Consider the following 16,129-nt stretch of genomic DNA (forward strand, 5'->3'; position numbering starts at 1 on the left):
AGAGGAATCTCGATTCCCCTTTCTATCCCCCTTTTCGTAGCTGTTTTTTGAGCGGAATCGCGTTAGCATGAGGACGGACTCATTTAATCCGGGGAACTCATGGCTATCAAACTTATTGCTATCGACATGGATGGCACACTTCTGCTGCCCGATCACACCATTTCACCTGCGGTCAAAACGGCGATTGCCGCGGCGCGCGCGCGTGGCGTGAATGTGGTGCTGACCACAGGACGCCCGTATGCCGGCGTTCACAGTTATCTGAAAGAACTGCATATGGAACAACCCGGTGACTACTGCATTACCTACAACGGTGCGCTGGTGCAGAAAGCTGGCGATGGCAGTACCGTTGCGCAAACCGCGCTGAGCTATGATGATTATCGCTACCTGGAGCAGCTTTCCCGGGAAGTTGGCTCACATTTCCACGCGCTCGATCGCAACACGTTGTATACCGCGAACCGTGACATCAGCTACTACACGGTGCACGAATCGTTTGTCGCGACCATCCCGCTGGTGTTCTGTGAAGCCGAGAAAATGGATCCAGAAACCCAGTTCCTGAAAGTGATGATGATTGATGAACCGGAGATCCTCGATAAAGCCATCTCGCGCATCCCAGCAGAAGTAAAAGAGAAGTACACCGTATTGAAAAGTGCGCCGTATTTCCTCGAAATCCTCGATAAACGCGTCAATAAAGGGACGGGCGTAAAATCGCTGGCCGATGCGTTAGGTATTAAAGCCGAAGAGGTGATGGCGATAGGCGATCAGGAAAACGACATCGCGATGATTGAATACGCAGGCGTGGGCGTTGCTATGGACAACGCTATTCCATCAGTCAAAGAAATCGCCAACTTCGTGACCAAATCCAACCTCGAAGATGGCGTCGCGTATGCCATTGAGAAATTTGCGCTGAATTAAGAAATTATGGGCAAGTGCCTTGTTTCATTTGCCCTGTTTCAGCCATGATTTGTGGTGCTGAATGGTCTCCCTGGGGAATATGCGCCACGCCGCTGCGCATTATCCATTTCCGCGAAAATGCTGATGTGAGTGCCCGGCTTTTCAGGATTTTGCCATACAGTTTGAGACGTATTTTACGGGTAGCTTTACGGTAAGCGTGATTCATATCTGGCGTATCCCGCAGCAGTACCGATTTGAGGATCTCCGCGCTGTCCAGCGCATAGCTAATCCCTTCCAGCGAGCTGGCGCTGATAAAACCGGCCGCTTCACCAATCAAAAATGCGTTGTCCTCTCCGCAGACAAAGTCTTTCCAGCGTGAGGGGAACAGAACCGTACATTTTTCACTTTTCACCGGTTTGCCGAACTGGAAATGGAACGCTTTCAGCTTCTCCTTCAGCGCGTCAAAGCGTGCCTGTCCGTCCTTCATGGGGTAGGCGCCACCAAAGATAAAATAGCCATCTTTGCTGATACTCCATGAATAACAATCAGTTGCATCGTTATCAAAAATACAGGAATAGAACGGCACAGGATGTTTCTCCGCAAACCATTGTTGAATAGCGACATATTTACGGATTTGGTGCTGGGGATAGAGATGACGGCGCACCAGTGAATTCGCACCGTCTGCCCCCACCAGATAACGCGCGGTGATCTGCTGCTCCCAACCGTCGGTGCGGAAAATAACATGCCATTTATCGCCCTCGCGCCAGATTTTCCGACACAGGCTGTCGTGGTACACCTGCACATCATCAGGGATGAGAGATTTAAGCCATAAATCAAAAGCATGGCGGTTGATATTAATGTAGCTGCGCTGGTAGTTACGCGTCAAAGAAGCGGCAACATCAACCGTTTTAACGCTAAAAATCTGCGGGTTGGCGATGACATCAACGGGTAAGGTTATACCATCGCGGATAAACGAACGCTGGGCGTCCGGGGCCAGCAGACCGCCGCAGGGTTTAGTGAAACCTTCGTTGCCGCACTGGCGTTTTTTATCCAACGCAATCACGCGCATTTTTCCGCTCAACTGCCGCGCCAGCCCTGCGCCTGCCGGACCTAATCCGATAATCGCCACGTCAAAATGTTCCATCTTTCTGTCCGCAAAAATGAAGATGGCGATACGCTAAAGCCTGAAAGTGAAGTGCTTGTGAAGTATGATTGCTTTAATCGTCTTGTATCAGGGCATCTCATGAAGCAAATCACCTTTACGCTGCGTAATCATCAGCTTACCAATATTAACACCTGGACACCGGACAGCCAGTGGCTGGTCTTTGATGTGCGTCCTTCTGGTACCTCCTTTACCGGTGAAACAATTGAGCGCGTCAATATCCATACTGGCGAACTGGAGGTGATTTACCGGGCTACTCAGGGAGCGCACGTTGGCGTGGTGACCGTTCATCCAAAGTCGGAAAAATATGTATTCATTCATGGGCCTGAAAATCCTGATGAAACATGGCATTACGACTTCCATCATCGTCGTGGGGTGATTGTTACGCAGGCTGGGGTGGAGAATCTGGATGCGATGGATATTACCGCGCCGTACACGCCAGGCGCGCTGCGTGGCGGGAGTCATGTGCATGTCTTTAGCCCAAACGGTGAGTTTGTCAGTTTCACCTATAACGACCATGTTTTGCATGAGCGCTCGGCGGCGCTGGATTTACGCAACGTCGGCGTGGCTGCACCGTATGGGCCGGTGAAGGTCTCCGCGCAGCATCCGCGTGAATACAGTGGCAGCCATTGGTGCGTGCTGGTGAGCCAGACGACACCAACGCCAAAACCGGGTAGCGATGAGATTAACCGTGCCTATGAAGAGGGCTGGGTAGGAGAAAACAGGCTGGCGTTTATCGGCGATACGTTGTCAGTGAATGGCGAAAAAGTACCGGAATTGTTTATTGTCGATTTGCCACTGGATGAAAACGGCTGGAAACAGCCGGGGGACGCGCCTCTGGAGGGGACTGACATGACCATGCCTGCGCCGCCATCCGGTATTTGCCAACGTCGCCTGACGTTTACCCATGAGCGCGTCTTCCCGGGGCTGGTGAATCAACCTCGCCATTGGGTACGCAGTAATCCAAAGGCGTCTGAGATTGCGTTTTTAATGCGTGATGACAGCGGTATTGTGCAGCTATGGCTGATTTCCCCACTGGGGGGAGCACCGCGTCAGCTTACCCAATGCACTACGAATATTCAGTCAGCCTTTAACTGGCACCCATCGGGGAAATGGCTGGGATTTGTACTGGAGAACAGAATTGCTTGTTGTGATGTTCAAACGGGCGAGATTGATTTTTTAACGGAACGTCATGGTAACCCGCCGTCGGCCGATGCGATCGTCTTCTCCCCTGATGGTCGACAGGTTGCGTGGATGGAAGACGTCGAGGGTTTCCGCCAGCTGTGGGTGACTGAAACCGGGCGTTAACTTATGGAGCGGACATTTCTGCCGGGGGAATAACGGCGTTCGTGGCCTGGGTTCTCTCCTCGCTCTTTTCTACGCGGGATCTCACCGAGTTGTCTTTGCGAAAGAGATCCCACGGTAGCAATACCGTATCGAGCACCGCGGTGAAAGGCATATCCAGAATCGCCAGTGACTTGGTTCCCCAGTTCGTATCACTTTCGCTAATCATTGTGGCACTGGCTCGCGTGCCAGGATATGTCCCTTCTTTGCCACCGGTATGCGACATGATGCTGGAACAGCCGCTTACAAACGCTATCCCACTACACATCGTCAGTGTTACCAACATTTTTTTAATCATCATTTATTCATCTGTATTTATCGTGTTTGCATGGTGAGTTAAAGCGATCCGTTGCGAAAATAACATCACCATTTCGTCGCACTGTGGCGGCCATCGCGATTTAACGAGAACAACTGCTCCCCCCAGTGTATGCAATAGACAACAAACTGCAAAAAAAGTCAGATGAATACGCTTGAAAAGTTTGTATTAAGACCCATTTTTAGAGTGTAGACAAATGAAGGGCATGCCTGATGGGTGTCCTGGCTACCTGACCTGTCCATGATGGAAGGTCAATTATTCTCGCTGATTTCAGGAGCTATTAATTATGCGTAACTTTGATTTATCCCCGCTGTACCGTTCTGCTATTGGTTTTGACCGTCTGTTTAACCTGCTGGAAAATAATCAGGGCCAAAGCAATGGCGGCTACCCTCCGTACAACGTTGAGCTGGTAGACGAAAACCATTACCGCATTGCAATTGCCGTTGCCGGTTTTGCTGAAAGCGAACTGGAAATTACTGCCCAGGATAATCTGCTGGTGGTGAAAGGCGCCCATGCGGACGATCAAAAAGAACGTACTTACCTGTATCAGGGTATTGCCGAGCGCAACTTCGAGCGTAAGTTCCAGTTAGCGGAGAACATTCATGTTCGCGGCGCAAACCTGGTAAATGGTCTGCTGTATATCGATCTTGAGCGCGTGATTCCTGAAGCGAATAAGCCGCGCCGCATCGAAATCAACTAATTCTATAGGCCGCTTCAGGCGGCCTTGCTAAGTCATCGGCTTGCCGTCAGGGAGCCGAAAGGTACCTACTCGCTTCTTAGAAGGAGATTATTATGCGTAACTACGATTTATCCCCACTGCTGCGTCAATGGATCGGTTTTGACAAACTGGCCAATGCTTTGCAAAACACCGGTGAAAGCCAGAGCTTCCCGCCTTATAACATCGAAAAGAGCGATGATAACCACTACCGCATTACCCTTGCGTTAGCCGGTTTCCGCCAGGAAGATTTGGATATTCAACTGGAAGGTACGCGCCTGACCGTGAAAGGTACGCCGCAGCAGCCGGAAAAAGAGACCAAATGGTTGCACCAGGGGCTGGTCATTCAGCCGTTCAGCCTGAGCTTTACGCTGGCTGAAAATATGGAGGTCTCCGGCGCAAGCTTCACTAACGGCTTGCTGCATATCGATTTGACCCGGAATGAACCTGAAGCCATTGCTCCACAACGTATCGCTATCAGCGAACGTCCCGCATTAAATAGTTAAATAGCTCCATGCCTTTGCCCCGCCAGAAATGACGGGGCTTTTTTGTGCTTTACCACCCATACATTGCGACTGTACTCTGCGAGAATCCATTTACTTAATGATGTTATTCACAGGGAACAAGATAATGAGTGATATAGCATTGACGGTCAGTGTTCTGGCATTAGTGGCAGTTGTCGGATTATGGATCGGCAACATAAAAATACGTGGTGTTGGTTTTGGCATCGGAGGCGTGCTGTTCGGCGGTATTATTGTCGGGCATTTTGTCGATCAGGCAGGGATGACCCTGAGCGGCGACATGCTGCATTTCATTCAGGAATTTGGCCTGATCCTGTTCGTCTACACCATCGGTATCCAGGTCGGACCGGGCTTTTTTGCGTCATTGCGCGTTTCGGGCCTGCGGCTGAATCTGTTTGCCGTGCTGATTGTCATCATGGGTGGCCTGGTCACCGCGATTCTGCATAAACTTTTTGCCATTCCTCTTCCCGTGGTACTGGGTATATTCTCCGGGGCGGTCACCAATACCCCAGCGTTGGGAGCCGGGCAGCAAATTCTGCGTGATCTGGGTACCCCTGGCGATGTGGTTGACCAGATGGGGATGAGCTATGCCATGGCTTATCCTTTCGGCATTTGCGGAATTTTACTCACCATGTGGCTGATGCGCCTTATTTTCCGCGTTAACGTCGATGCTGAAGCCCAGCAGCATGAATCCACGCTAACCAACGGGCACGCACTGATTCAGACGATGAACATCCGTGTGGAAAACCCAAACATCAACAATATGGCAATTCAGGATGTCCCGATTCTGAACAGCGACAAAATCATCTGCTCGCGTCTGAAACGTGACGAGACATTGATGGTACCGTCGCCAGGGACAGTTATCCAGATGGGCGACCTGTTACACCTGGTCGGGCAGCCAGCTGATCTGCACAACGCGCAGGTGGTGATTGGTCAGGAGGTGGACACATCGTTGTCGACGCGCGGGACTGATTTACGCGTTGAGCGCGTGGTGGTGACCAACGAACAAGTGCTGGGTAAACGTATCCGCGATCTGCACTTTAAAGAACGTTACGACGTGGTGATCTCCCGCCTGAACCGTGCGGGGGTTGAGCTGGTAGCCAGCAGCGACGCCAGCCTGCAATTCGGGGACATCCTCAATCTGGTTGGGCGCCCTTCGTCGATTGACGCCGTTGCTAATGTTGTTGGTAACGCGCAGCAAAAACTGCAGCAGGTGCAGATGCTGCCGGTATTTATCGGTATCGGACTGGGTGTTCTGTTGGGGTCAATCCCGCTGTTTATCCCGGGCTTCCCGGTGGCGTTGAAGCTGGGGCTGGCTGGTGGGCCGCTGATTATGGCTTTGATTCTTGGACGTATTGGCAGCATCGGTAAGCTGTACTGGTTTATGCCTCCCAGCGCTAACCTGGCGCTGCGAGAGTTGGGTATCGTACTGTTTCTAGCGGTGGTTGGTCTGAAGTCAGGCGGTGATTTTGTTCATACCCTGACGCAGGGCGATGGTCTGAGCTGGGTGGGCTACGGTATTTTCATTACCGCGATTCCGCTCATTACCGTGGGCTTGCTGGCGCGGATCTTCGCCAAAATGAACTATCTGACGCTGTGCGGCATGCTGGCCGGCTCAATGACCGATCCTCCTGCGCTGGCGTTTGCTAACAACCTGCATGCCACCAGCGGGGCGGCTGCGCTCTCCTACGCGACCGTTTATCCGCTGGTCATGTTCCTGAGGATTATCACCCCGCAATTGCTGGCGGTGCTCTTCTGGGGATTAGGTTAAAACTGACTTATCCGGCCTGCATCTCCTGTAGGCCGGATAAAACGCAACTCGCCATCCGGCATTACAAACACCCTCTCTCTTTTCCATTGTCTCATCACCAGACTCGCCCTTTCGTTTGAGAATCAGGTTCATACTCCTTAACTGTTCCGGTATAACGATCAGATAACAATATTTAAGGAGCTGTCATGAAGATTTCTCGCCTTGGGGAAGCACCGGACTATCGCTTCTCGCTGGCAAATGAACGTACCTTTCTGGCGTGGATCCGCACCGCGCTCGGATTTCTGGCGGCGGGAGTTGGCCTTGATCAACTGGCCCCGGATTTTGCCACGCCGGTCATCCGTGAGGCGCTTGCCTTGTTGCTGTGTCTGTTTGCCGGCGGTCTGGCGATCTACGGCTACCTGCGCTGGCTACGTAACGAAAAGGCGATGCGACTGAAAGAGGACTTGCCCTACACCCACAGCCTGCTGATTATCAGCGTTATGCTGACTATTGTGGCAGTGATTGTCATGACGCTGGTGCTGTATGCCGGATAGCCGCAAATCGCGACGTATCGCCGACCCGGGGTTACAACCGGAGCGAACATCGCTGGCCTGGTTTCGTACCCTGCTGGGTTATGGTGCGTTAATGGCGCTGGCGCTGAAGCACAACTGGCATCAGGCGGGCTTCCTGTTTTGGGTTTCAATTGTGGTGCTGGCGATGGTGGGAATCGTACTTTGGCGCTATACCCGCAGCCGTAATCTGATGGATGTTACACATAGCGATTTTTCTGAATCTCGTGCGGTGCGTGACAAATTTATGATCTCCCTCGCGGTGTTATCCCTCGCAATACTGTTTGCTGTAACGCATGTTCGCCAACTTATCGTATTTATCGGGAATTTTGCATGACAGGATGTGAGAACATGGATGTTAGTGATGATGTTTTAAACGTGGTGATTGACCACCAGAAGTGTTTACAACCAGTCGAAGTGTACCGTGGTTTGCAACAAGGAAATGTTCGCCTGGTACAGTTTATTCCGCTGGTTAAGCACGATGGCTCAGGTCATCTGACAGACGAATCGGTTACGTCTGAGGCGTGGGGCCGATTTTTAATTACGATATTTGATATCTGGGTACGTGAAGATATTAATCAGATATCTATCCAGCTTTTCGACAAAACGCTCCGCCAGTGGTGTGGTCTGGCAGCACAGATTGAACGACAGACCATGTCATCAATAAATACGCGTTGCCAGACATGCTCATTGTTTCAATATTACCATGGTGATTGTCCTGCGTACTGCGAGGAAAATGGAAAGGGCGTACTGTGTGCAGGATATCAGGCTTTCTTCAATCATACCGCACCGCATATGCGCGTGATGCGTGACCTGCTTAAGCAGCATCGCTCACCGATGGAGCTGATGGCGATGCTGCGCTGAGATTAGCGCCCTTTCGCCAGGTATTGCGCCATCTCGGTTTCCGGCACCATGCCGCCGCCGGTCGCCCACACCAGGTGCGTGGCGTTATTGAGCTGATCCGCGCTGAAGCCATGCATCTGCTGGTAAGCCCTGGAGGCACAAACGTGCTGAGGGCCAGCCATGCCTGCCAGCGCCGACGGCTCAAGACGAATGCCTTCTTCCTGCGCCAGCCAGCCCAGCATGTCGTACATTGTCTGATCGTCCAGGGTGTACAGACCGTCGAGCAGACGTTCCATCGCCCGGCCGACAAAGCCCGAGGCGCGACCGACCGCCAGCCCATCCGCCGCCGTCAGGTTATCGATGCCGATATCCTGCACAGAAAGGGTATCGTGTAGCCCGGTGTAAATCCCCAGCAGCATGCACGGTGAATGAGTCGGTTCAGCGAAGAAGCAGTGCACATTATCGCCAAACGCCAGCTTAAGGCCAAACGCCACGCCGCCAGGGCCGCCACCGACGCCGCAAGGCAGGTAGACAAACAGAGGATGATCGGCATCCACCACGCGCCCCTGCTGGGCAAACTGCGCTTTCAGACGCTGACCGGCGACCGCATAGCCTAAGAACAGCGTGCGGGAATTTTCATCATCGATAAAGAAGCAGTTCGGATCGGACTCTGCCGCCTTACGACCTTGTTCAACCGCCACGCCGTAATCTTCTTCGTACTCCACTACCGTCACGCCGTGGCTGCGCAGCTTGGCTTTTTTCCACGCGCGGGCGTCGGCAGACATATGCACCGTAACGTTAAAGCCGATGCGGGCACTCATGATACCAATCGACATCCCCAGGTTGCCGGTGGAGCCAACCGCGATGCTGTACTGGCTGAAAAACTGTTTGAACTCCGGCGAAAGCAGAACGCGGTAATCGTCTTTGGTGGTCAGCAGACCGGCTTCCAGCGCCAGTTTTTCCGCATGGGTCAGTACTTCATAAATGCCGCCACGCGCTTTAATCGAGCCTGAAATCGGCAAATGACTGTCTTTCTTCAGCAGGACTTCGCCGTTAATGTGTTGCCCGAACTCTTTTTCCAACCGTTTTTGCATGGCAGGGATTGCGGCCAGCTCAGATTCGATAATGCCCCCGGTGGCGGCGGTTTCCGGGAAGGCCTGCGCCAGATACGGTGCGAAGCGCGTCAGACGCGCGTGGGCATCCTCAACGTCGTGTGCTGTCAGGCCAACATACGGTAAACCTTCCGCAAGAGAGGTGGTGCCAGGGTTAAACCAGGTTGTCTCTTTCAGAGCCACCAGATCTTCCACTAAAGGATGCTGGGCGATAAGTGTTTGAATGTTTTCCATAGTCAGTCTCTTCGCGCTTAGATAATAAAGGAAAGCAGGAATGTGCAAGCCAGTGCAATAACGGACGCGATAAATGTCGCGGTCGTATAGTATTTGAACGTTTCATTCAGGGTGGCGCCGCAATACTGCTTCACCAGCCAGAACAGGGAATCGGTGACGATCGTGCAGCCAATAGCGCCGGAACCGATGGCAATGGCGATGATCTCCGGGCTAACGTTGGGATACAGCGGTAGCATCGGGGCAACGATTGCCGTTGCGCCCATCATCGCCACCGTGGCAGAGCCTACCGCCGCATGCAGAATCAGAGCGACCAGCCATGCCAGTAGAATCGGGTGCATATGCATGTTTGAGAGGATCAGCGCCAGAGTATCCGCCAGCCCGCTACTCTTGAGAATAGCGTTGAATGCGCCGCCTGCGCCGATAATCAGCAAAATGTTAGCAATCGAGCCAAAACCGTTTTCGGTGTGGGTCAGCAGCGCACCCATACCGATGTGCTGACGCAGACCGAGAATGTAATAGGCTACGAAAACGGCGATAAACATCGCGGTGATCGGGTTACCAATAAACTCCAACAGCGTATACAGCGTACTGCCTTTCGCCATGTTCAGCTCAGCGACGGTTTTGACCAGCATCAGGCCAATCGGCAGAAGTACAGTAAACAGCGTCGCACCCAGCGATGGCAGCGTACTTTCGTCGCGCACTTTCAGGTCGGAAAACTCAGCCGGTACCGGTTTAAATGGCAGACGGTTACCGAGGAATTTCAGGTACAGCGGCCCGCCGACAAGCGAGGCCATTAAACCCACCAGTAAGCCGTAGACAATCACGGTGCCAATGTCTGCGCCCAGCTTATTCGCCACGAACAGGGCGGCCGGATGCGGAGGTACGACGCAGTGTACCGCCATCAGCGCCGTACACAGCGGAATCGCCAGCTTCAGTAATGAGGTATTGGTTTTTTTAGCAATCGAAAAGGCCAGTGGAATCAACAGCACCACGCCGACCTCAACGAACAGCGTGATCCCGCAAATCAGCCCGACCAGCACCATAATGACGTCGGCGGAAAGCCAGCGGCAGCGCTGCAGCGTCAGACCGATGCGTTCGGCCGCGCCGGACACTTCCATCATTTTGCCCAGAATGGTCCCAAGGCCAATAACCGCCGCGAGGAAGCCCAGCGTACCGCCGATGCCGCTCTCAATGGCATTGACCATATCCAGCGGCCCCATCCCCATCATCGTACCCACGAAGAAACTGGCTAACAGCAGCGCCAGAAACGGGTGGAATTTGAACTTCACGATGGTCAAAACGATTAACACGATGCTTATCAGCAGCGTGCTCACAACCCAGATTTGAGAGTGCATAGCTCACCTTGCCCTGTGATTAATATAAGGTTATTGGACAAAAATAAGGCACCGTCTGACAAACGATATAAATCTCCTTTCACATGAGCTAGATTGCATCAAGTGAGTGATTTATGTCTAATTACGCTATGTTTATGCGATATGGTTCACCTTGATTCATCTTTATGCTGATTTTTGCAGCGAAGTTTTTTACACTCCGGCGAATGAATCAGGAGGACAGGAGGTGAGTTTGGATCCCCTACGCGAGGTCAGAAACCGGCTGCTCAATGGCTGGCAGCTGTCAAAGCTGTATACTTTTGAAGTGGCGGCCCGGCATCAGTCGTTTGCGCTGGCGGCAGATGAGCTGTCGTTAAGCCCCAGCGCCGTCAGCCATCGCATTAATCAACTGGAAGATGAACTGGGCATTCAGCTGTTTGTCCGTTCGCACCGTAAAGTGGAACTCACCCACGAGGGTAAGCGGGTATTCTGGGCGCTGAAATCGTCGCTGGATACGCTGAATCAGGAAATCCTCGATATTAAAAACCAGGAGCTGTCCGGGACGCTCACCGTCTACTCTCGACCTTCTATCGCCCAGTGCTGGCTGGTTCCGGCGCTCGGTGACTTTACCCGTCGCTACCCGTCAATTTCACTGACCATCCTGACTGGGAATGACAACGTCAATTTACAGCGTGCCGGGGTCGATTTGGCTATCTATTTTGACGATGCGCCCTCCGCGCAGCTTACGCACCACTTCCTGATGGATGAAGAGATCCTACCGGTATGCAGCCCGGATTACGCTCGCCGCCATGACCTTACCGGTTCGTTAGTGAATTTGCCGCACTGCACCTTGCTGCACGACAGACAGGCATGGAGTAACGACTCAGGAACCGATGAATGGCACAGCTGGGCGCAGCATTTTACGGCGAATTTGCCGACATCATCGGGGATTGGTTTCGATCGTTCTGATTTAGCGGTAATTGCCGCCATGAACCATATCGGCGTGGCGATGGGCCGAAAGCGGCTGGTGCAAAAACGTCTCGACAGCGGAGAACTGGTCGCGCCTTTTGGCGATATGGCGCTGAAATGCCATCAGCATTACTACATCACCACGCTGCCCGGCAGGCAGTGGCCGAAAATCGAGGCGTTTATTAGCTGGCTTCAGGAACAGGTAAAATAAGCGGACCGCGAATATTTTTTACGCTTTCTCTCTACACGGAAAGTGAAAAAGCGTGCTAAATACGTGATATCACTCCTGATGATTTGCGTAAGGACGACCGTGTTAAAGCCGATTGTTTCCCTTTTACTGTTGGCCTGCGCCACCGTATGTGCCGCGCAACCTGCGCTGACGGCGGCGCAGTATGCACAGCAGCTTGGCGTTGGGATGGACGTAGATTGGGCGCGCACCGATCGGGGTATCCGTGAATTCGATCCGCTGGTAGTGCGGGACTACAAGGCGAAAGGGTTGGCCCACGTACGCATTCGCGTAGCGGGAGAGCCTACGGAGGCGCGGCTGATTCATCTGCGCAAGCTGGTGGAAGCCTGCGAGCAGTATGGCGTGATCCCGATCATTGCCTATCAGGCAGACGAATATAAAAAAGACCCCAGCGCCGGGAACGAAAAAGAGGTGGTTAACTGGTGGGTGGCGGTGGCGCATTACTTTGGTCAACGCTCGCCGTTGCTGGGGTTCGACCTGATCTACGACCCCTCTGATAAGCTCAACCATAATCAGTCGTCGCTCAATCGCGTGTATGACAAAGCCATTCGAATCATCCATGCCATCGATCCACAGCGAATGATTTTTATCGCGCCGAAACTGCATGCCGCTCCGGAAGATTTGGCCAACCTAAAGCTGCCGCCGCAAAGTCAGAATACGGTGCTGGCCCAATGGCATATTTTTCCGTGGGGACCGCTGAAAAATAACGGCAAATATCCGTGGACCTCAGGGACTGCGGCAGAAAAGGCCGCCATTCGCGCCCGTATCAATACCGCCATTCATTGGCAGCAGAAAACCGGGCATGTCAGTTGGGTAGGGGGCTGGTCGCCGGGAGAAACCGTCAAAAACGCGCCTTCTGCCTCGCAAATGGCGTTTGCCCGCTTTATGGCGTGCGAGCTGAAAAAAGCGAAAATTCCCTATGCTATCAATGCGGATACGCAGTTCTATGATGGTGAGGAGGGGGCCTGGCGTCCGGCGCTGGAGCCGTTACTGACGACGATTATCGCGCCAGAATGCGAAAAGCCCGGCGATAAGCCGGGCCATCATACGCTTAAACCGCCTGTCCCTGATGCGACACGCGTGACGCCAGCGGAAGCCAGCAAACAAAAATCAACAGCCCCATAAGGGTCATCAGCAGGCCCAGACTGGCTTGCCCGGTCTGCGGCAGCATGGCAGAGAACCACGCCAGCACGCCGGAACCAATGTTCTGTAATCCCCCAACCAGCGCGCCGGCAGTGCCTGCCAGGAACGGGAAAGGCTCCATTGCACCGCTGGTTGCCAGCGGAAACAACATTCCGGCGCCGAAGAAAAATAGTGCGGCAGGAACCAGCAGCGTCCAGACGTTCATCACGTCAAACAGCCCTGGGATCCACATCATTAAACCCGCTACCAGACAGCAGGTTACCGACTGCCACATTAGCGTCGAGAAACGTTTATTCGGGCGACCGGCGAACCATGCGCCGAAAAACGCCGCCGGGATGGGCAGGATAAACAGGATACTGACCACCATGCTGCTTAGACCGAGACGTGCGCCCAATAATACTCCGGAGCAGGCCTCAAAGACCGCAACGCCCGCCAGACCACCGATCAACATCAGCACGTAACAGGTGAAAGCGCTATTACCAAACAGGGTTTTGTAGCTGGCGATCAGCCGTGGACGCGGCGCACCTGCAGGGCGCGTTTCCGGCATCCAGCGTGCCATGCTAAACGTCACGCCCGCACACAGAATCAACAGAAAAATATAGCAGGCACGCCAGTTCCACACTGTATCCAGCACACCGCCAATCAGCGGAGCTAACAGCGGACTGACCAGAATCCCCATGTTTAACAGACTATTGGCGTGGCGCAGCTGTGTGCCTTCGTACAGATCGCGCGGTAACGTTCGCGCCATCACACCGCCGACGCCCGTTCCCATCCCCTGGATGGCACTGGCGATAATCAGTACCGTCAGGCTATGCGTGGTAATCGCGACCAGCGTGGCCAGCATAAAAATAGACATCCCGGCGAGGATAACCGGGCGGCGGCCAACGCGGTCTGAAAGGGGACCGTAGACCAGTTGTGATAGACCATAGGTCAACAGATAGGCGGCCATTACGCTTTGCACCGCCCCTTCGCGAACGTTCAGTTCACGCGCCATATCAGCAATCGCGGGGATATAAATGGTTTGCGCCATCTGACCTACCGCCACCAGTAATACCAACATCAACAACAAATTGACGCTTCTATGCCTTTTCATTTCGCTGATTACTTTTAAAAAAGAGAAAAAAGAAGAATAAGGTGCTGCACTTTCCCGTAAATGCGCGTGGAATCTACCACAACAGAAAAAGAAGGCCAGATAGTGGGCTGGAATGTTTATGTGATGGACGGCAGGAAATGTAAACAAAAAGCGGCAACAAATGTTGCCGGATTGCATCGGGTTTACAACGCGATCATGATAAGCGTAGTAAAACTGCGCCTACGGCAATACCTGCAGCCGCGACAAGACGTATTCCGGCAACCTTCTCTTTCAGTAGCAGCCACGCGAGCAGCGCGCCAAACAGGATTGAGGTTTCACGCAGCGCCGCCACTACCGCCAACGGAGCCTGGGTCATGGCCCACAGCGCCAGGCCGTAAGAACCCATTGTGCCAATGCCGCCAAGAATACCTTTCTTCCACTGCTGTACCAGATAGCGCGACGCTTCCCGGCGTCTGGCGATCATCGCCCAGCCCAGCAGGCAGGAGCCGTTCAGAAAGAAGGTCCACAGTGTATAACCCAGCGCGGTTTCTGATAAACGTACGCCGGTGCCATCAACCAGCGTATAACCGGCGATAAAGCAGGCGTTAATGAGCGCCAGGATAATCCCGCGTTGCGAACCGCTGCGTCCGTTAAATGCCATCCCGAGAATAGCCAGACAGATGGTGGCAATCCCCACCCAGGCGAGTAGCGAAAGGCTATCGCCAAGAAACAGGACGCTGATAATCGCGACCAGCAGTGGCGCTGTGCCGCGCATCAGAGGATAGGTCTGGCTCATATCCGAAACCTGATAGGTTTTAGCGACCAGGACGGTATAGACCACCTGTAATGCGGTTGAGACAGCTAAAAACGGCAGGCTGGAGGCAGAGGGTTGCGGCGCAAAGGGTAAACAAATCAGCGCCATAATTGCAGCGGTTCCGCTGACGCTGATCGCCGAGTACAGCTTGTCGTTTCCCGCTTTTACGATGGCATTCCAGCTGGCATGCAGCAGTGCGGCGAACAGCAAAATGCAGAAAACAGAAAGCGTCATGGCGGAATTCTTCCCTGAGGATGTCATAAAAACGTAACATATTGACGCGATACAAGCACCAGGGAGAAGGTGAAAGGGGAGCGGAGTGTTATCCGCCCCCCTTAGGTGCGACTTGAATCTGAATTACTTAATGTATTTCAGAACGGCATCAAGGAGTTGCAGTGCTGCAACAATGAGTTTGAGGATAAGAATAGCGATATCCACGAGGCTCATACGCTCTCCTTTTGGTACAAGGAGCACGGTGCTGACGTACCTCGCCGCTGCCTGTTGCCAGCACCTTTGTTGACATAACACAGTGTGCTCACACGGGGGTTAAGGCGCTGACGGCACCACCCGTTTCAGCCAGGACTTTGATGCGCCGGTTTACGATGCGGCCCCCGCATAACACATTGCGTACCGAGACATTATAGATAAACACTGTATAAATTAACAGTATTTTATGGACATTACACTATTCATGTTCCATACTCAAAAACATCAAAATTCGTGCCGAAATTGCGTGTTCTTCGTAGAACGCGTATACTTTTTTCGTTGACATAACACAGTGTGTTCGGCGGCTACCAACCGCACAACGCTGAAAAAACCTCGCTCCGGCGGGGTTTTTTGTTTTTGCACGACATACAATGAAATGTGATCGTTGAGGCATTTTTGTGCAGATGAAAATTTTTCCATTGTCACGCTGAAAAACCTGTGTTTGTATAAATCCAGTTAATCAACAAACAGACAGGTCCCTAATGAACCCTTCCACGCTGACTGCGACCCTACTAAAAACTGCGCCATCTCGCGCAGCGGTCGTCGTGCGTGTGGTGGTGGTCGTCGGCAATGCGCCGTAGGGTCCGAATCAACACACGATTCCAAAACC

Annotated in this window: 18 protein-coding genes and 1 other annotated feature; of the genes, 11 read left to right on the top strand and 7 right to left on the bottom strand. The window is 53.0% G+C overall.

The annotated features are described in order from the left end of the window. The first annotated feature begins 99 nt into the window (after window positions 1-99). The gene (gene yidA / locus OGX67_RS02290) at window positions 100-912 is read left to right on the top strand and encodes a sugar-phosphatase (RefSeq protein ID WP_003840602.1); all 813 of its coding nucleotides are present in this window, start codon (window positions 100-102) and stop codon (window positions 910-912) included. Between the two features lie 4 nt (window positions 913-916). Here the strand turns inward: yidA and cbrA are convergent, their stop codons facing one another. After that, window positions 917-2,035: a colicin M resistance lipid reductase CbrA gene (gene cbrA, locus OGX67_RS02295; protein ID WP_286525789.1), complete on the bottom strand. Its 1,119-nt coding sequence runs from the start codon at window positions 2,033-2,035 to the stop codon at window positions 917-919. A 99-nt stretch (window positions 2,036-2,134) separates the two neighbouring features. On the opposite strand from cbrA, the gene OGX67_RS02300 reads away from it, so the two are divergent. Further along, the gene (locus tag OGX67_RS02300; RefSeq protein WP_257651375.1) at window positions 2,135-3,361 is read left to right on the top strand and encodes a YidR family protein; all 1,227 of its coding nucleotides are present in this window, start codon (window positions 2,135-2,137) and stop codon (window positions 3,359-3,361) included. A gap of 1 nt (window position 3,362) precedes the next feature. Here OGX67_RS02300 and OGX67_RS02305 read toward each other — a convergent pair whose 3' ends face one another. Then, window positions 3,363-3,695: a YceK/YidQ family lipoprotein gene (locus OGX67_RS02305; RefSeq protein WP_003840607.1), complete on the bottom strand. Its 333-nt coding sequence runs from the start codon at window positions 3,693-3,695 to the stop codon at window positions 3,363-3,365. Window positions 3,696-3,933: 238 nt separating this feature from the next. Further along, window positions 3,934-4,006: a sequence feature (ROSE (Repression Of Heat Shock gene Expression) occurs in the 5'-region of heat shock genes and acts as an RNA thermometer to modulate expression.), on the top strand. Here OGX67_RS02305 and ibpA point away from each other — a divergent pair. The 6 genes from ibpA (at window position 4,000) to OGX67_RS02335 (ending at window position 8,132) form a co-directional block, all read left to right on the top strand. Further along, entirely contained in the window at window positions 4,000-4,413 is a 414-nt protein-coding gene (gene ibpA, locus OGX67_RS02310) for a small heat shock chaperone IbpA (protein WP_003023882.1), read from the top strand. (Overlaps the previous feature by 7 nt.) Before the next feature lie 92 nt (window positions 4,414-4,505). Then, window positions 4,506-4,934 carry a small heat shock chaperone IbpB gene (ibpB, locus tag OGX67_RS02315; protein WP_003840609.1) on the top strand — a complete coding sequence of 143 codons (429 nt, stop codon included), beginning with the start codon at window positions 4,506-4,508 and terminating at the stop codon, window positions 4,932-4,934. Window positions 4,935-5,058: 124 nt separating this feature from the next. Beyond that, window positions 5,059-6,720, top strand: coding sequence for a putative transporter (locus tag OGX67_RS02320; protein ID WP_003023886.1), 1,662 nt, complete (start codon window positions 5,059-5,061; stop codon window positions 6,718-6,720). 185 nt (window positions 6,721-6,905) lie between these two features. Continuing rightward, entirely contained in the window at window positions 6,906-7,253 is a 348-nt protein-coding gene (locus OGX67_RS02325; protein WP_003023888.1) for a YidH family protein, read from the top strand. Next, window positions 7,243-7,605, top strand: a complete 363-nt coding sequence (locus OGX67_RS02330; RefSeq protein WP_003023890.1) for a DUF202 domain-containing protein — start codon at window positions 7,243-7,245, stop codon at window positions 7,603-7,605. The genes OGX67_RS02325 and OGX67_RS02330 overlap by 11 nt, the downstream gene beginning before the upstream one ends. A gap of 14 nt (window positions 7,606-7,619) precedes the next feature. Further along, complete coding sequence (locus OGX67_RS02335) at window positions 7,620-8,132, top strand: radical SAM protein (RefSeq protein ID WP_050593568.1); 513 nt, start codon at window positions 7,620-7,622, stop codon at window positions 8,130-8,132. Between the two features lie 2 nt (window positions 8,133-8,134). Here OGX67_RS02335 and dsdA read toward each other — a convergent pair whose 3' ends face one another. Next, complete coding sequence (gene dsdA / locus OGX67_RS02340; protein WP_257651374.1) at window positions 8,135-9,457, bottom strand: D-serine ammonia-lyase; 1,323 nt, start codon at window positions 9,455-9,457, stop codon at window positions 8,135-8,137. A 17-nt stretch (window positions 9,458-9,474) separates the two neighbouring features. Further along, the gene (gene dsdX, locus OGX67_RS02345) at window positions 9,475-10,812 is read right to left on the bottom strand and encodes a D-serine transporter DsdX (RefSeq protein WP_003844455.1); all 1,338 of its coding nucleotides are present in this window, start codon (window positions 10,810-10,812) and stop codon (window positions 9,475-9,477) included. Window positions 10,813-11,041: 229 nt separating this feature from the next. Here dsdX and dsdC point away from each other — a divergent pair, with 229 nt between their 5' ends. Next, window positions 11,042-11,968, top strand: a complete 927-nt coding sequence (dsdC, locus tag OGX67_RS02350; RefSeq protein ID WP_003840637.1) for a DNA-binding transcriptional regulator DsdC — start codon at window positions 11,042-11,044, stop codon at window positions 11,966-11,968. 78 nt (window positions 11,969-12,046) lie between these two features. Then, window positions 12,047-13,129, top strand: a complete 1,083-nt coding sequence (locus OGX67_RS02355) for a cellulase family glycosylhydrolase (protein WP_257651382.1) — start codon at window positions 12,047-12,049, stop codon at window positions 13,127-13,129. Here the strand turns inward: OGX67_RS02355 and emrD are convergent. From emrD to tisB, 3 genes are all read right to left on the bottom strand, one after another. Next, window positions 13,056-14,240 (bottom strand): multidrug efflux MFS transporter EmrD, encoded by a 1,185-nt coding sequence (gene emrD, locus OGX67_RS02360; RefSeq protein WP_003023905.1) that lies wholly within the window; start codon window positions 14,238-14,240, stop codon window positions 13,056-13,058. The genes OGX67_RS02355 and emrD overlap by 74 nt on opposite strands. A 193-nt stretch (window positions 14,241-14,433) precedes the next feature. After that, complete coding sequence (locus OGX67_RS02365) at window positions 14,434-15,267, bottom strand: EamA family transporter (protein ID WP_071696249.1); 834 nt, start codon at window positions 15,265-15,267, stop codon at window positions 14,434-14,436. Between the two features lie 123 nt (window positions 15,268-15,390). Next, the gene (tisB, locus tag OGX67_RS02370) at window positions 15,391-15,480 is read right to left on the bottom strand and encodes a type I toxin-antitoxin system toxin TisB (RefSeq protein ID WP_003840643.1); all 90 of its coding nucleotides are present in this window, start codon (window positions 15,478-15,480) and stop codon (window positions 15,391-15,393) included. Window positions 15,481-16,001: 521 nt separating this feature from the next. Between tisB and ivbL the strand changes: the two genes are divergently transcribed. Continuing rightward, window positions 16,002-16,100, top strand: a complete 99-nt coding sequence (gene ivbL / locus OGX67_RS02375) for an ilvB operon leader peptide IvbL (RefSeq protein WP_071696250.1) — start codon at window positions 16,002-16,004, stop codon at window positions 16,098-16,100. Window positions 16,101-16,129 lie beyond the last annotated feature (29 nt).

It is taken from the genome of Citrobacter sp. Cf118 (genome assembly GCF_030334095.1).
GTDB lineage: Bacteria > Pseudomonadota > Gammaproteobacteria > Enterobacterales > Enterobacteriaceae > Citrobacter > Citrobacter freundii.